Here is a 16,854-nt window from a genome sequence, read left to right as displayed (position 1 = left end):
GGTGAAGCAGATGTCATACCGGTATCCGGTCGACTTACAGCTCTTCGCTGGTGAAAAGACGGAGAAAGCCACACCGAAGAAACGCCAGGATACGCGTAAGAAAGGCCAAGTTGCCAAAAGTATGGAGGTATCGGGTGCATCGGTTTTGCTGGCCGCATTTTTTTGCTTGTTAATTTTCGGCGGGTATATGAGAGATCGCATCGTTCGATTATTCACCGACATTTATATTAATCGGCTCTCCATGGACGTTACGAAAGACAATGTGATGCAGTTATTTGGGGAGTACGGTGTCCAAATCTTGCTTCTGCTGGCTCCGTTGTTTATCTCGGTGTTCGTTATTGCGCTGGTGGCTAATTATTTGCAGGTCGGGTTTATGCTGACGGGCGAGACTTTGAAAATGAAGTTCAGTAAAATCGATCCCATCAAAGGGTTCAAGAACATATTCTCGATGCGTTCCTTGGTCGAATTTTTGAAATCGGTCATTAAATTGACCATCATCGGTTACCTCGTGTACACCACCTTGTGGGCTGCGAGGGAAGGATTATCTTCCTTGTCAACGATGGGACCCGACACCATTTTTCATTTCGTGGCCGATATCACCATGTCACTGGGTTTCAAGATTGCCATCGGGCTGATCATTCTAGCCATTCTGGATTACATGTATCAGAAATATGATTACGAAAAAAACATTCGGATGTCTAAACAGGACATCAAAGACGAGTACAAGAAGATGGAGGGCGATCCGCTGATCAAGGGAAAGATCAGGGAACGCCAGCGTCGGATGGCACTTCAGCGGATGATGCAGGAAGTCCCGAATGCCGACGTTATCATCACAAACCCGACCCACTTTGCAGTGGCGATCAAATATGACGGGTCCATGATGGAAGCCCCGCAGATCATTGCGAAGGGGCAGGACTTCATGGCCTTGCGGATTAAAGAAATAGCGAAGGAACACGGAATTATAACGATGGAAAACAAGCCGCTGGCACGCGCTTTGTACCAACGGTCGGAAATCGGGGATTCGATTCCGGGAGACCTGTTCCAGGCCGTAGCGGAAGTGCTGGCCTATGTATATAAACTAAAAGGTAAAGTGAAATAATTAGGGACCGGAGGCGTCAGTGCAGTGAAAATAAAAGATCTATCTGTCCTTGCGGGTGTCATTGGCATCGTACTCATGATGATTCTTCCGATCCCGGTATGGCTGCTCGATGTACTCCTGATTATCAATGTCTCGCTGGCGCTTATTATTTTGCTGGTGGCCATGAATACGAAGGAAGCCTTGGACTTCTCCATTTTCCCTTCCTTATTGCTTATCACGACACTGTTTCGTGTAGCGCTTAACATCTCGACAACGAAGCTGATCTTGTCGGAAGCTAGCGCGGGTGAGGTTGTAGCCACGTTCGGTAAGTGGATAGCGAATGGCGAAATTGCGGTTGGCTTCATCGTCTTTTTGATCCTCGTTGTGGTACAGTTCATCGTCATTACCAAAGGCTCGGAGCGGGTGGCCGAGGTTGCGGCAAGATTTACGCTCGATGCGATGCCTGGTAAACAGATGAGTATCGATGCGGATCTGAACGCAGGTTTGATCAATGAGCAGCAAGCCAGGGAACGCAGAAGAAAAATCGAGCGGGAAGCCGATTTTTACGGGGCTATGGATGGTGCAAGTAAATTCGTTAAGGGTGATGCCATCGCCACGATTGTCATCATGCTGATCAACCTGATCGGCGGGTTTATCATCGGGATCTCGATTCATGGAATGTCATTCGGAGATGCGATGAGCACATACTCCATCCTGACGATCGGGGACGGATTGGTCAGTCAGATTCCGGCGCTTCTGATTTCCACTGCGGCGGGCTTGATTGTTACAAGAGCCTCTTCGGAAGGGAACCTGGCGGAGGATCTAACAGGGCAGCTCTTCTCCTACCCTCATCTATTGTACATTGTTTCAGGTACCGTTCTGCTGCTAGGGATTTTCACACCCATTCATCTGATTACGACCGCACCGATTGCCCTCATCTTATTCATTGCGGCACGGAGGATGCAGAACAATCTGGATCGCAAGCAGGTCGAAGTGGAGCAGCTTGAGGAGGAACAGCAAATCGAAGAGGTTCGAAGTCCGGAAAGTGTGATCAACCTGCTTCAGGTTGACCCGATCGAATTCGAATTCGGGTATGGGTTGATTCCGCTCGCAGACGCGCAGCAAGGCGGAGATTTATTGGACCGGATCATTATGATTCGGAGACAATGCGCACTTGAGCTGGGACTCGTCGTACCGGTTATCCGAATTCGCGACAATATTCAACTAAAACCGAATGAATATGTCATAAAAATAAAAGGGAATGCTGTCGGCGGTGGTGAATTATTATTAAATCACTATCTCGCCATGAGCCCTGGGTACGAGGATGATTCCGTAACGGGGATCGAAACGACCGAACCGGCATTCGGGCTCCCTGCTCTTTGGATAGATGAAGCCATGAAAGAGCGAGCGGATCTCGCCGGCTATACTGTTGTCGATCCGCCGTCCGTTGTGGCTACCCATTTGACCGAGTTAATTAAGAGACATGCCCATGAGCTGATTGGACGCCAGGAAACCAAGGCATTGGTTGACAACATTAGAGAAAGCTATCCGGTCCTTGTGGACGAGCTTATTCCTTCCGTGCTGACCATTGGAGAAGTACAGAAGGTATTGGCTAAGCTGCTCCGCGAAAAAATCTCGATCCGCGACATGGTCACCATTCTCGAAACCCTTGCGGATTACGGACATTATTCGAAAGATCCCGATGTCCTTACCGAATATGTTAGACAAGCCCTCTCGCGCCAAATTACCCAGCAATATGCTCAAGAGGGCGAGGCCATGCGGGTTATCACGGTTGGGCCACAGCTGGAGAAGAAGATCGCCGAAAGCGTCCAGCAGAGTGACCAAGGAAGTTATCTCGCGATGGACCCGGCATCGACACAGAGTGTGTTTCAGAAGCTCAGTGAACAGGTTAACCGGATCATTCAGATGGGACAGCAGCCTGTTCTGCTTACCTCACCGGCTATAAGAATGTATTTAAGGCAGGTCATTGAACGAAGCATGCAGGATATTCCGGTGTTGTCCTATAGTGAGCTGGAGCCGAACGTCGAAATTCAAAGTGTCGGAGTGGTGAACTTATGAGAGTGAAGAGGTATTTCGTCGACACGATGCCTGAGGCGATGCAGCACATTCGTACGGATTTGGGTGCGGATGCCGTCATACTGAGTACGAAGGAAACCAAGGTAGGCGGATTCCTGGGGATGTTTACCCGTAAGAAGATCGAGGTGATCGCGGCAGTAGAGCAAGCGGAGAAATCCAAAGGTTCTGCTCCGATGAAGTCCAAAGTTCCGCCTGCTGTACCTTCTGGTGCTGTACCCAAGGCGTATCAACGAACGGCTGAAATTTCGAAGCCCGGTACACAGACCTCCACGAATTCGGCGAATAACACGGATACAGCTTCCGGCGTACAGCATGAGGATGACTTTAGTCGTTTTGCAGAGATTCTGAGCCAGGTCGCAGCTTCCGAGGAGGAAGTTAACAGGCAAAAGAACGAAGTGGGCCATGTGCAACAGCCTGCAGCAACTGCACAAGCAGCGATGCGAAACGATCAAACGGAAACAGCAGCTTCCGTTGAATCTGTTCAATCATCCCGTGGGGGACAGGAGGAGTCTTTAAGTTCCCGTCTGGGAATTAGCGAATCCGAACAAAGAGTCCTTGAAGAGCTTAAGGAAATGAAGGAATGGATTGCGCGATTATCCAGGCAAAATCTTGAAGCACAGCATCTTCCTGAGCCGCTGCACTTCATTCGGGATCAGCTGCTCAAGCAGGATCTTTCGGCCAAACTGACGGAAGAGTGGCTCACAGCCGCGGAGGAAGCCTGGAAAGCTAATCATATGCAGATGAGTGAGGCCGAACTGCAGAACGTGATTTACAAGCAAGCTGAGGCGTTCCTTGAGGGGCGTATCGGCGGCGGCGTTCAACCCGAGACGCGGATTGTATATATCGCTGGACCGACAGGGGTCGGCAAGACTACCACGATCGCGAAGATCGCTGCAGAGCAGCTGTTCCGTAACCAACGCAAGGTAGGTTTTATTACTTCCGATACGTATCGGATATCTGCCGTTGAACAGCTGCGTACTTATGCATCCATTCTCAATGTGCCGATGGAGGTCGTGCAATCGCCTGGCGATATGCAGCGGGCCCTCCAGAAGCTGCAGGATTGTGATTTGGTGTTGATGGATACAGCGGGTCGGAACTATCGCAATGAGCTGCTCGTATCCGAGCTTCAAAGTCTGTTCTCCCATTCCGATCAAAGCGAAACCTATCTTGTGCTCAGCCTGACCTCCAAGAGCAGTGATATGATCGAAATCGCGGATCATTTCAGCAAATACGAACTGGATAAGGTCATCTTTACGAAGATGGATGAGACCGGCAGTTATGGTTCCTTGTTTAATCTGATAGATGCCCATAACCTTCGCTTGTCCTATATGACCAATGGTCAAAATGTGCCGGATGATCTGTTGATGGCTGATCGTGAGCGGTTATGCGGTTTGCTGCTGGGAGAGATTCGTACATGACGGATCAAGCTCATTCGCTTCGCCAGCTGGTTTCGTCCCAGCAGTCAGGGAACAGCGGTAAGGCAACATCTCCAAGAACGGCCAAGATTATAACGGTCAGCAGCGGAAAAGGCGGGGTTGGGAAATCCAATTTCACACTGAATTTTGCGCTGACTTTGCAGTCGATGGGCAAAAAGGTATTGGTGTTTGATGCCGACATCGGGATGGCAAACATTGACGTTCTTATGGGCGTAAGCTCCCGGTACAGCTTGTATCATCTCATTCGCCGGGAGAAGAGCATTGAAGAAGTGATTCAGTATGGGCCGGACAAGCTTCCGTACATTGCCGGAGGTTCCGGTTTGGCGGACATGATGACGCTATCTGAAGACGAGATGGATTATTTTATATCCCAGATTGAGCGTATTGCTTCCGAGATGGACTATATCATCTTTGATACAGGAGCCGGCTTATCCAAGGAAAATATGAAATTTATCACGTCCGCTGATCAATGCCTTGTCGTCACGACGCCGGAACCGACATCCATTACGGATGCCTATGCCTTAATCAAAGTGGTGCACGGCACGGAAAACCAGGTTCCGTTCAGCCTGATTGTCAATCGTGCGAGTGATGAGCAGGAGGCTAGGGAGGCAGCAAACAAAATTATTTTGACGGCCCAGCGTTTCCTTGATATCGACATCAAGCTGCTCGGATCGATTGCCGATGATACGTATGTTGTCCAGGCGGTTAAGCGGCAGGTCCCATTTACAGCAGCTTATCCGCGATGTAACGCCTCTAGTGATATCAGACGGATCGCGCTTCGCTACATGACCGTTCCTGCTGTCACAGAGCCGGAAGCTCCGAAGGGAATCAAAGGATTTATGCATCGGTGGCTCAAACGTACGAAATGATTCTTTGCTTGGATTAATGGAAACTGAGGTGGACATCTATGAAGCCTTTTCTTGTGCTTGTCGTTGACGATTCCGCATTTATGAGGAGAATCTTTTCCGATTTCATCGAGCGTGACCCATCTTTTCAGGTTGTCGGAACAGCTGATAACGGGCTTGACGCCGTTCGGAAAGTAAAGGAATTGAATCCGGATGTCATTACACTGGATGTAGAAATGCCGGAAATGAACGGCCTTGATGCTCTGAAGCTTATTATGGATTCGGGCCCCCGTCCGGTCATTATGTTGTCCGGCATTAATGAGCAAGGCATGAAAGAGACCATTCTTGCCCTTGAGGCAGGAGCATTTGATTTTATACGAAAGCCTTCCATTTCTAATGCGCTTGATATTGAGCAGGTGCGTTCAGAACTAATGAAGCAACTGAATGCGGCGATGCAGGCTAAACAGCGGAGGGCATTGTGGGAAGAAGAAGAGCAGAGACGACGGAGTGCGGACATAACGGTTCCTCTTTCGCCAAAGCCTTCTGACAAAACGCTGAACAAGAAGCCGCAGGTGAATGAGACGCGAACGACGGTCCGCGAGACTGACCAACGGAGCAAGCGAATGGATTCGCCTCGTATGCCGTCACCACGGACTGTTGAGAAGAAGATGTCTACTGCTACGGAAGGAGCCGAGCCCTCTGGATCAAAGAGAAAACGGGCAGATCGTAAGCCTGTTGCAGACCTAGCTCCAGTCGTGCTTCCAGAGAACGAGAGTCGTCAGCTCCATGAAGCCAAGGTACCGCAGTCAACGGAATTGACGGATTTGGTTGCGGTGGGCTGCTCGACCGGTGGGCCAAGAGCATTGAAAGCTTTTCTCGAGCCCATTCCCGGCGACTTCTGTGCCCCGATTGTCATCGTTCAACATATGCCGCCGAGTTTTACCAAATCGCTTGCTCAGCGCTTGAATTCATTCAGTCAGCTGGAGGTCATGGAAGCAGAACAAGGGATGGTATTGGAACCGGGGAAAGCCTACATTGCACCGGGGGGCAGCCATATGAGGGTTTACCGCTCGGACAGCGGCGCTTACCAAATCAGGATCAGTCAGGATGAGACTCGAAATGGTCACCGTCCATCTGTAGATGTGCTGTTCGAATCCCTACTGCCGTTGACCATGATCAAGCGTCATGCGGTGCTGATGACCGGCATGGGAAGCGATGGAGCGAGAATGATGAAGAAGCTTTACGATTCAGGAGTGACATCCACTTATGCGGAGAGCGAGCAAACCTGCGTCGTATACGGGATGCCAAGATCAGCTGTTGAGCTCGGATGCGTAAGCCACGTTCTGCCACTTCATGATATTGCACCTAGAATGGTTCAAGCTGTAAATAACGGAAAGTGAACTTGAAGAGGAGGTGTCTCTCAATGGACATGAATCAATATTTAACAATGTTTATTGATGAGTCAAATGATCATCTGCAATCATTAAATGAAAACATGCTTCAATTAGAAGGCAACCCGGACGATATCGGGATCGTACAGATTATTTTCCGATCGGCTCATACGTTGAAGGGTATGGCAGCAACGATGGGATACGAAGATCTGGCTTCACTTACCCACCAGATGGAAAACGTGCTGGATCTTGTCCGGAACGAAAAGCTAAAGATGCAGGATTTTATCTTTGACACGCTCTTCAAAAGCTTGGACGCTCTTGAATCGATGGTGCAGGATATTACCGAAGGCGGAGACGGGAAAGCGGATGTTTCCTCGATCGTGGCTTCCTTGCAGTCGATTGTACGTGGTGAAGGAGCTTCGCCTGGCGGGGCAGCTGCTGAAGGAGATAACTCCGCTGTGGCCGTACAAGGAATTGAATTGGATGAGTTTCAATTTTCCGTGCTCGATCAATCGATTTCGGAAGGACATAAGGTTTTATATATACAAGTGACATTGCGAGAGGATTGCCAACTCAAGGCGGTTCGTGCCTACATGGTATTCGAAACGCTGGAAAGATCCGGGGAAATCGTCAAAACGTATCCGGACGTTCAAGAGATTGAACAAGGTGAATTCGATCGCGTATTTTCGTTGTATTACATAACGCAAAGAGAAACGCAAGACATTGAAAGCCAGATTCTGGGCGTTTCGGAGATCGAGACTACTACGGTTGTGGCGCTCGATCATGAATCTTTGCAGCAAATGGTTCAGGAGAGTGCGGCTACAGCAGAAGCTGTCAAACCGCAAGTTTCAGAGGCAGCTCCAGCGGCTGCGGCTTCACCGGAAGCCAAGAGTCCTTCAGCGCCTGCCAAAGAGTCCAAGGCACCTGCCCGAAATGCAGGGGGAGGTAATCCTTCGAGAACGATCCGGGTTGATATCGAGCGGCTGGATGTCTTAATGAATCTGTTCAGTGAGCTGCTGATTGACCGGGTACGGCTAGAGCAGTTAGCCAGTGAGTCCAAGAATCAGGAGCTCACGGACACCGTTGAGCATATGAGCCGCGTGAGCAGCGATTTGCAGAATATCGTCCTGAAGCTGCGCATGGTTCCTGTGGATACGGTGTTTAATCGTTTTCCTAGGATGGTACGTGACCTTGCCAAAACATTGGACAAGAAGATTGATTTGATTATTACCGGAGCTGAGACGGAGCTGGATCGTACGGTTATTGATGAGATTGGTGACCCGCTGGTCCACTTGCTGCGCAACTCGGCTGACCATGGTGTCGAACCTGTTGCCGACCGCATCGCTGCTGGTAAACCGGAGACCGGTACCGTGCATCTGCGTGCGTTTCATAGCGGCAACAATGTTTTCATTGAGATTGAAGATGATGGACGCGGCATTTACCGTGACAAAATTCTGAAGAACGCGCTGGCAAAAGGCGTTGTGACGGAGGCCGAAGCAGCCACCATGACCGATGACGAGGTCAATCAACTGCTATTCGCACCGGGATTCAGCACGGCAGAGAAAATTTCGGATGTATCAGGCCGAGGCGTTGGGCTCGACGTTGTTAAATCCAAAATAGTTGCGCTTGGCGGTAACGTCACCATCTACTCGACACCGGGAAAAGGCACGAACTTTTCCGTTCAGCTTCCATTAACGCTGTCTATTATTGCAGCTATGCTGATTCGGATGGGATCTGAAAAATATGCGATTCCACTTTCCTCCATTGTTGAAACGGGCATCATCAAGCGCGGCCAAATCAAACATGTTCACGGCAGCCGCATGATCCAGTTCCGGGAATCGCTGATTCCGGTCATCTCGCTCAGCCGCTTGTTTGAAATTCCGGATTTCGATGAGGAGCTGGAAGAAGAAACAGAGATCGTTGTAATCCGCAAGGGGGATCGTCTGGCGGCACTCACCATCGATGATTTTATCGGACAGAGCGAGATCGTCATTAAGAATTTGGGTAAATATCTGCCTGCCATTCAGGGGGTATCCGGAGCAACTATTCTAGGGGATGGACAAGTCGCTCTCATTATTGACGCAAATGCATTTATCAAATAACAGGTTGCTATAACTCAGGCGGCAGGCCACACATTTTGAAGGAGGACTTATTCATGGGAGAAGAAATCAAGGTTATTGTCTTTAGACTTGGCGAGGAAGAATACGGCATCGAGGTAGACAAGGTTCAGACCATTGAGCGAATGATGCCCATTACGCGTGTTCCCAAGACCTATGCTTTCGTAAAAGGGGTTATTAATCTGCGCGGCGTCGTCATTCCTGTAATCAATCTGCGCGGCCGCTTTGGATTGGACGAGGTTGAAGCAACCGATCAAACGCGGGTTATCATCGTGGCGGTCAATGATATGCAGGTAGGCTTTATCGTGGATTCCGCAAGTGATGTCATCGATCTGAATACGGACAGCATTGACACTCCACCTGAGGTTGTCGGCGGAATTAAAGCGAAATATCTTCGCGGTGTCGCGAAGGTAGGAGAGGAGCGCCTTCTCGTCATGCTGAATTTGTCCGAAGTGCTGAACAAAAGTGAGATTATTCAGCTGGAAGGCCTTGAGGAGTAGACAGTGGAGCTGTTTAAGCATGGCAAGGAAATCAAAATGGATGTTTTGAAGGAAGTTGGAAACATCGGAGCGGGCAATGCGGCAACCGCCCTCTCCCGCTTGCTTAACAAACCGATTGATATGGCTGTTCCCAAAGTTCAACTCCTGCCATTTGAACAGATTGCCGAAAGTGTTGGAGGGAGCGAACAACTCGTTCTTGCCGTATTTTTACGGGTAGAAGGCAGTGCGCCGGGAAATCTCTTCTTTATTATGAGTCCGGAAGCCGGGAAGAATTTGCTGCAGAATCTGGCGGGCTTTGAAGTCTCGGATGAGGAGCAATTCTCCGAGATGGAGCAGTCCGCATTATGCGAGATCGGAAATATATTGTCAGGCTCGTACTTATCGTCGCTCGCTGATTTGACCAATCTGTCCATGACACCTACGGTGCCGGCTCTTGCGATGGATATGGCAGGTGCCATCTTGAGTTATGGACTGCTGCAGTTCGGAGAAATGGGAGACGATGCCCTCTTAATCAACACGACGTTCCTAGAAGGGCAGAACGAGGTGGAAGGCCAGTTCTTCCTCATACCTGATCCGCAATCATTTGCTCAAATTTTTGAAGCTTTAGGAGTGCCTTTTGAGCATGATTGAAGAACAAAGCATAGTGAAAGTAGCCATGGCGGATCTGAACGTCGCAGGTCCAAACGGTATTTTGCGTACAACGGGACTCGGCTCGTGTGTCGGACTGACGTTGTATGATCCGGTGACGAAGATTGGTGGAATGGCTCATGTGATGCTTCCATCTTCAGCGATTGCCAGAGAAGGGCAGCTAAACCTGGCAAAATACGCCGATACGGCACTTCCGATCCTGTTGAACAAGATGAGGAATTTGGGTGCTTCCCCGGCACGTATGGTAGCCAAAATGGCGGGGGGAGCCCAAATGTTTGCTTTTGCCGGCTCCGGTGACACCATGCGCATTGGTCCTCGTAATGTGGAGTCCTGCAAGGCTGGGCTCGAGCAGATGGGGATCACGCTAATTGCCGAGGATACCGGGGGAAATTACGGAAGAACCGTTGAGTTGGACTGTGCAACGGGTAAGTTTACAATACGAAGCGTACAAAAGGGCATAAAGGAATTGTAGCTAATGGGAAAACTTCGTTTTTATCTGATGACTGGAATTGCCGGGTTTGTGTTCACATTTATTTTCTCCATACGTAACAATCTGTGGATGACTAGCATGTATCGGGCTCTCCTTGCATGTGCGATTTGGTTTATTCTGGCGTTCCTACTGAATTGGATGTTTGCTGCCATTACGGGTCCGCGAGCCACCGTTCAAGGGGACGCCGACACGCAGCGGGAGCATGACCGAGGAACTGTTCTTGATTTATCCACGCCTGATGAGGATCGGGAATTGATGGATTTAATCCATTCCGAATCCAGCAGCAAAGAGAATGGAGACTTTGTACCGCTAAATCCTCCTAAGCTGGTTTCAACGAAAGAACCCGAAGAACTGGCCAAGGCCGTTCGTCACCTTACGGAAAAATAAGGAGGGTGAAGGTAATTGGACGAACGTAAAGCTTCTGTGCTGAACCATGCGGATTTATGGAGCGCATGGAAGGAAGATGGAGACCATGAAGCGAAGAAGAAACTAATCGAATATCATTTGCATATCGTTGACTATGTTTCAAGCCGTTTGGCCATCGGTCTTCCGAAGAACGTTTCTAAGGGAGATTTGGCCAGCAATGGGGTAATGGGTCTGATTGACGCCATCGAGAAGTTTGATTACAAACGAGGCCTGCAATTCGAAACCTATGCTTCTTGGCGTGTGCGTGGGGCTATTCTGGACTCGCTGCGCCAAGGGGACTGGGTGCCGCGCTCTGTCCGCGAGAAGGCGAAGAAGATTGAAACTGCATATCAGCAGTTGGAACAGAAGTATTTACGCAGCGTCAGTGATTCCGAGATGAGTGATTACCTGGACGTGACCGAGAAGGAATTCCGGCACATGCTGCAGGAAGTAGCGGTCATGACATTGACATCTCTGGAGGATCCGATCCGCGAGGAGGAGTCTGAGACCCGAATGTCGCTCCTGGTTGATGAGAAAGCGAAAAATCCGGATCACAAGGTCCATGAATTTTACCTGCGAGAAGCCCTGATGAAGGGTATCGGTAAATTAACCCCGAAAGAGCGGACCGTAGTTTCCTTATTATATTATGAGGATTTATCACTCAGCGAAATTGCTGAAGTGATGTCGCTATCACCTTCACGAATATCTCAGCTTCATTCCAAAGCGATTTTGAGACTTCGGGGCGCGCTCGATAAAGATCGGGATTTGCTGATGCAAAACGATTGACGCTTGCCATATATGAAGGGGGTTCCTGGATTGTCTGTAGATTATGCATTGGATCAGTACTTTAGCGTTACGCTATCGGATGACAAGGTCGTCGCCTATATACAGTTCACCAAGTGGGAGAAGGATTTCTCTTGCTCTGTAGAAGCTCTTGAACAATTTCTGAGAAGTCACCAGATACGATATGGACTTCAACATGATACGTTGCGGCGAATCGCAGATCATGCGGAGGAATATCAATATAGTAGAACGCCGATTGCAATGGGAACGGAACCTATGCACGGACAGAACGGCAGAATCGAATTTACCGTTAATTTTGGGAATGAGACGAATCTGAAGCCGCTTGAGATCGAAGATGGTAAAGTGGATTATAAAGAAGTGATTCGTTTAAATAATGTAAAGAAGGGGCAACTGCTTGCCACCCGAATCCCGCCAACGAAGGGAGTCCCCGGAACGGCGGTGACCGGAGAGGAGATTCCGAGCAAACCGGGAAAGGAAGCGCATTTCAAGGTTGGGAAGAACGTCGTTGTTAACGCCGAGAAAACCGCCATGTACGCTGCAATTGACGGACTCCTCACCAAAACCGAAAAGGGAAAAATCAATGTGTTTCCGGTATATGAGATTAACGGAGATGTTGATTACAGTATAGGTAATATCGACTTTGTTGGTACGGTGGTCATTCGCGGCAATGTTCTTACCGGATTCAGAATCAAGGCAGCAGGGGACATCCGAGTCACTGGCTTTGTGGAAGGAGCTGAGCTGGAGGCTGAAGGCTCGATCGATATATCCGGCGGAATTATCGGTTATAACAAGGGTTATGTCAAGGCGGGTCAGGATGTCAAAAGCTCATTCATCCAGGATGGAAACGTCATAGCTGGCGCTAGCGTATTTGTCTCGCAGAGCATCATGCACTCTAATATCCGGGCGGTCCGGAATATCGAATGCAACGGTATGAAGGGCCTTGTGGTAGGCGGTATTTTGCAGGCGGGAGAAAAAGTGGTTGCCCGAACGATCGGAAACAGCATGTCGACAGCTACCGTAATTGAAGTTGGTGTTCTACCCGAGCTGCGGAATGAACTGGCAGATCTTAGAGCCCAATTGAAACAGTCCTTAGAAAGTATGGATAAAACCGATAAAGCGCTTTATCTTCTGAATCAGTTAGCTTCCTCGGGTCAATTGTCGCCAGACAAGCTGGCGCTGCGAATCAAACTGAATGCCACCAAAAAATCAAACATGGCAGAACAATCCGATATTAAGGACCGAATGCTGGAAATCGAGAAGATGCTTGAGGATACCGGCAAAGCAAGAGTGAATGTGGTAAAGACGATCTACGGCGGTGCCAAAATTGTCATAGGGCGGTATACCCGCTTTGTTAAGGATCCCACGCAGCGGGTTTCTTTTTACTATCATGAAGGGGATATCACTATGGTGCCGCTCTTGTAGGACAGAACAGACGTTTTAAATGCTTGTGGACATGATCCTATATCATGAGGTGATTCCATTGAGTTTGAAATCGGTTGAGATGCAAATTGCGGTCCCCAGAACCAATGAAGCGGGCAAGATGCATAATGAATCCCAGCAGCGCCCGATGAATGATCAGACGCTGCTTGCGGGTGAGTTAACCAAGAACAGCCGTGCGGAAGCTCAGCGAAGCACGGAAGTGAGTGAGACGGCAGAAACAGCCGTGCGCGATGACGGGAGCCGTCAATCCTCTGGGCAGCAACAAGGCCGGGGAACGGCGGAATCGGGCGAGACAGTGGAGCAGCCGGCAGAGCATCCCTATAAAGGCAAAAATTTCGATGTTTCGCTCTAGATAATTTATAGGCACAAAGGAGTTAATGGATTTGAAACCATGGATATATATCGTGCTGCTTGGCATTGCCGCCGTGCTGTATGCTTTTATGCTGCCGAAACGCCGTGAAGAGGCCGTGTCCAGCGAGCGGGTTGTAAAAGAAGTGGAGAACACGCTTGAAGGATATATGGCGGAAATCCAGAACGAGAACGAACAGCTGGTGGAACTGGTCGGTCAGATGAAGAAAGAGCTTGATGCCAAGCAGCAAGCACATCAAGAACAGGTCAGTGATTTGCGGCAGCGCATGCTGGCCATGGAGCAGAAAATGACCGAATCGCAAACGCGTCTTCGAACAGCGGAAGAGAAGCTGGCGCAGAAGACTGCGGCTGCTTTTTTGTCTGCAGGAGAGGCTGCAGCGGCTTCCGAAGCTGAGCCTGCACCACTTGCCCATTCCATCAAATCCAGATACGCGGAGCTGTTTGATCTATATGAACAAGGAAAGTCCATCGATATGATTGCCAAGAGCACGGGTCTTCAGCGAGGCGAAGTTCAACTTATTATCCAGTTGGCCAAACAGGAGGAATCCGTGTGATCAAGAATCGTACATTTATGATGGGCCTGGGGAGCGGTCTCGTGATCGGTGCGGTGCTGCTTCAACTGATGTGGATCGGTCAAGGCACAGCAACATCGGAGACGCAGGAATTAACGAAGGAGCAGCTGATGGCTGCAGCGGAAGCTTTGGATATGCAAGTCGTCGAAGGTTCGGATGAGCTGATGACGGCGGAGCAGTGGGAAGAGAAGAGGCTTGGTGAGAGCGCTGGTGAGTCCGAAGAAGGGGCCGATCCTGCACGGAAGACGGGGGCGGACAAGCCGGAAGCACCGCAGCAGCCGGAAAAGCCGGAAGCGGACGTGGATAAGAAACAGGAATCTACTCCCAAAGTGACGAATCCGGCCAAGCCGAAAACGCCAGCCAAAGCGGAAGCGCCTATTAAAGTGAATATTCCAGCTGGAAATAATCTCAGTGATGTGGCAAACAGTCTTTTGCGTGCCGGCATCATTGATAACAAACAAGCATTCATTAATAAGGCAACCGAGAAAAAGATCAACACCATGATCCAAAGCGGTACATATTCGTTCACAGCAGGTGAGAGCTACAATTCGATCATAACCAAAATCACAGCAAAACCCTCCAACTAGCCCTTCGGTTGAGAGTGGTTTTTTTTCTTTGCAGGATCTGCTTGCAGCCGTTGACGGAATGGACCGGATCAAGTACACAAAAGACATTGCAACCTGCCCATGGTTATGTTATAGTAATTGACGGTGTTAAAACACACGCTAGAGTGATTTCGTTGAGGGTGCTTCCAGGATTGGGAGTCTTAATGAAAAATGATCTTGGCGGAGGGACACACAAAAACCAAACTTAGGAGGTGCGTGAAGATGGCAGTAATTTCCATGAAACAGCTTTTGGAAGCTGGCGTACACTTCGGTCACCAGACTCGTCGCTGGAACCCGAAAATGGATAAATTTATCTTCACTGAAAGAAACGGTATCTACATCATCGACCTGCAAAAAACGGTCAAGAAAGTTGAAGAAGCATTCAACTTCGTGAAAAACGTAGCTGGAGAGAACGGTACAATCCTGTTCGTCGGCACGAAAAAACAAGCTCAAGATTCCGTGAAGGAAGAAGCAGAGCGTTGCGGTATGTACTACATCAACCAACGTTGGCTCGGCGGAACTTTGACTAACTTCGAAACAATCCAAAAGCGTATTAACCGCTTGAAGCAGCTCGAAGCTTGGGAAGAGGACGGCACGTTCCAAGTATTGCCTAAGAAAGAGGTTATCCTTCTCCGCAAAGAGAAAGATCGTCTTGAGAAATTCTTGGGTGGTATCAAGAACATGAAGGGTCTTCCGAGCGCATTGTTCGTTATCGATCCTCGCAAAGAGCGTATCGCTGTAGCGGAAGCTCGCAAATTGGGTATCCCAATCGTTGGTATCGTTGATACGAACTGTGATCCGGATGAAATCGACTATGTAATCCCAGGTAACGATGACGCGATCCGCGCTGTCAAATTGTTGACTGGTAAAATGGCCGATGCTGTTGTTGAAGCTCACCAAGGCGAAGAAACAACTGCGTAATCAGGATTAAACGTATAAATCATGAATTAAATGAAAAGGGTGGTTGGTAGGTGTATAACCTCTCACTGCCCTTTTTTTAAGATGTTAGAACGGGTGACATGCGAATAACGTGTGGAATCCGGAGCCTTGCATCGCAGGGGAAGAATAACTACTTAACGCGGTCTGAATCTTGGAGAGAACCATCGTATGACGGTTTTCTAGAGGTTCAAACGCAAACTTCATCATACCAATTTGGAGGGAATTCTAATGGCAGTAACAGCTAGTGCGGTAAAAGAACTTCGCGAAAGAACAGGCGCGGGCATGCTGGATTGCAAAAAAGCGCTGGATGAAACAAATGGTGATATCGACAAAGCGGTCGCAGTACTTCGCGAAAAAGGCTTGTCTGCAGCAGCAAACAAAGCTGGTCGTATTGCAACTGAAGGCGTTGTGGAGTCTTATATTCACGGCGGCGGACGAATCGGCGTACTCGTTGAAATCAACTGTGAAACCGACTTCGTAGGTAAAACAGATCAATTCAAAGAGTTTGCTCGCGATATCGCCATGCATATTGCCGCTGCAAACCCTAAATATGTTCGTCGCGAAGAAGTGCCAACAGAAGAGCTTGAGAAAGAAAAAGAAATTTTGAAAAACCAAGCCCTGAACGAAGGCAAGCCTGAAAAAATCGTTGAAAAAATGGTTGAAGGCCGCATCAACAAATACTATGAAGAATATTGCTTGCTTGAGCAATCCTTCATCAAAGATCCTGACAAAACGATCAACACGCTGCTTAACGAAAAAATCAGCACGATCGGTGAGAACATCTCCATCCGTCGTTTTGCTCGTTTTGAATTGGGCGAAGGCTTGGAGAAAAAACAAGACAACTTCGTTGAAGAAGTTATGTCCCAGGTGAATAAATAAGCCGAATAGGCTAATATAAGTTATAGAAAAGAGTGGAACACACCTGTGTTCCTTCTTTTTTAAGAGATATAAAGGCATAAGAGAGATAAGATTGTTATAAATTCGGAGTCAAGGCACCCTTATCTCACAAGAAAGTATGGAATTAAGTCTTGATTAGACGACCAGAAGTTTCTACTTGAGACGGATGTGTTTACCCGATTTTTATAAACCGTCAAGCAGTGTGCCGGTGTGTCTGTCTG

At 48.9% G+C, this 16,854-nt stretch carries 17 protein-coding genes; all 17 read left to right on the top strand.

What is annotated here, in order from left to right:
- Positions 1–10: 10 nt before the first annotated feature.
- The 17 genes from flhB to tsf all read left to right on the top strand — a co-directional run bounded on the left by flhB (position 11) and on the right by tsf (position 16,615).
- Positions 11–1,099, top strand: coding sequence for a flagellar biosynthesis protein FlhB (gene flhB, locus ABEW73_RS10050; protein WP_098747031.1), 1,089 nt, complete (start codon positions 11–13; stop codon positions 1,097–1,099).
- A 24-nt stretch (positions 1,100–1,123) separates the two neighbouring features.
- Positions 1,124–3,157, top strand: coding sequence for a flagellar biosynthesis protein FlhA (gene flhA / locus ABEW73_RS10045; RefSeq protein ID WP_076324979.1), 2,034 nt, complete (start codon positions 1,124–1,126; stop codon positions 3,155–3,157).
- On the top strand, positions 3,154–4,593 hold the full coding sequence (gene flhF / locus ABEW73_RS10040; RefSeq protein ID WP_430164857.1) for a flagellar biosynthesis protein FlhF: 1,440 nt from the start codon (positions 3,154–3,156) through the stop codon (positions 4,591–4,593). The genes flhA and flhF overlap by 4 nt, the downstream gene beginning before the upstream one ends.
- Entirely contained in the window at positions 4,590–5,480 is an 891-nt protein-coding gene (locus tag ABEW73_RS10035; protein ID WP_430164854.1) for a MinD/ParA family protein, read from the top strand. The genes flhF and ABEW73_RS10035 overlap by 4 nt, the downstream gene beginning before the upstream one ends.
- 38 nt (positions 5,481–5,518) lie before the next feature.
- On the top strand, positions 5,519–6,856 hold the full coding sequence (locus ABEW73_RS10030) for a protein-glutamate methylesterase/protein-glutamine glutaminase (protein WP_430164851.1): 1,338 nt from the start codon (positions 5,519–5,521) through the stop codon (positions 6,854–6,856).
- A gap of 23 nt (positions 6,857–6,879) precedes the next feature.
- Complete coding sequence (locus ABEW73_RS10025) at positions 6,880–8,949, top strand: chemotaxis protein CheW (RefSeq protein ID WP_430164848.1); 2,070 nt, start codon at positions 6,880–6,882, stop codon at positions 8,947–8,949.
- Positions 8,950–9,002: 53 nt separating this feature from the next.
- A complete protein-coding gene (locus tag ABEW73_RS10020) occupies positions 9,003–9,464 on the top strand; it encodes a chemotaxis protein CheW (protein WP_098747019.1) in 462 nt (153 codons plus the stop codon).
- Between the two features lie 36 nt (positions 9,465–9,500).
- Complete coding sequence (locus ABEW73_RS10015; RefSeq protein WP_430165013.1) at positions 9,501–10,094, top strand: chemotaxis protein CheC; 594 nt, start codon at positions 9,501–9,503, stop codon at positions 10,092–10,094.
- Positions 10,087–10,584 carry a chemotaxis protein CheD gene (locus ABEW73_RS10010; RefSeq protein WP_006211305.1) on the top strand — a complete coding sequence of 166 codons (498 nt, stop codon included), beginning with the start codon at positions 10,087–10,089 and terminating at the stop codon, positions 10,582–10,584. The genes ABEW73_RS10015 and ABEW73_RS10010 overlap by 8 nt, the downstream gene beginning before the upstream one ends.
- 3 nt (positions 10,585–10,587) lie before the next feature.
- A complete protein-coding gene (locus ABEW73_RS10005; protein ID WP_430164845.1) occupies positions 10,588–10,989 on the top strand; it encodes a hypothetical protein in 402 nt (133 codons plus the stop codon).
- 15 nt (positions 10,990–11,004) lie between these two features.
- Positions 11,005–11,793: a FliA/WhiG family RNA polymerase sigma factor gene (locus ABEW73_RS10000; RefSeq protein ID WP_071220103.1), complete on the top strand. Its 789-nt coding sequence runs from the start codon at positions 11,005–11,007 to the stop codon at positions 11,791–11,793.
- A gap of 30 nt (positions 11,794–11,823) precedes the next feature.
- Entirely contained in the window at positions 11,824–13,233 is a 1,410-nt protein-coding gene (locus ABEW73_RS09995) for a DUF342 domain-containing protein (protein ID WP_430164842.1), read from the top strand.
- A 58-nt stretch (positions 13,234–13,291) separates the two neighbouring features.
- Positions 13,292–13,603, top strand: coding sequence for a hypothetical protein (locus ABEW73_RS09990; RefSeq protein ID WP_430164840.1), 312 nt, complete (start codon positions 13,292–13,294; stop codon positions 13,601–13,603).
- Positions 13,604–13,628: 25 nt separating this feature from the next.
- A complete protein-coding gene (locus ABEW73_RS09985) occupies positions 13,629–14,174 on the top strand; it encodes a DUF6115 domain-containing protein (RefSeq protein WP_430164837.1) in 546 nt (181 codons plus the stop codon).
- Positions 14,171–14,779, top strand: a complete 609-nt coding sequence (locus ABEW73_RS09980) for an endolytic transglycosylase MltG (RefSeq protein WP_430164834.1) — start codon at positions 14,171–14,173, stop codon at positions 14,777–14,779. The genes ABEW73_RS09985 and ABEW73_RS09980 overlap by 4 nt, the downstream gene beginning before the upstream one ends.
- A gap of 240 nt (positions 14,780–15,019) precedes the next feature.
- The gene (gene rpsB / locus ABEW73_RS09975) at positions 15,020–15,718 is read left to right on the top strand and encodes a 30S ribosomal protein S2 (RefSeq protein WP_036642081.1); all 699 of its coding nucleotides are present in this window, start codon (positions 15,020–15,022) and stop codon (positions 15,716–15,718) included.
- 246 nt (positions 15,719–15,964) lie between these two features.
- The gene (tsf, locus tag ABEW73_RS09970; protein ID WP_076325251.1) at positions 15,965–16,615 is read left to right on the top strand and encodes a translation elongation factor Ts; all 651 of its coding nucleotides are present in this window, start codon (positions 15,965–15,967) and stop codon (positions 16,613–16,615) included.
- The last annotated feature ends 239 nt before the right edge of the window (positions 16,616–16,854 follow it).

The sequence above is a fragment of the Paenibacillus lautus genome (assembly GCF_050482385.1).
Classification (GTDB): Bacteria; Bacillota; Bacilli; order Paenibacillales; family Paenibacillaceae; genus Paenibacillus_AQ; species Paenibacillus_AQ lautus_B.
Note: the sequence above shows the minus strand (reverse complement) of the source record. Positions and strands in the feature narration are given on the sequence as shown.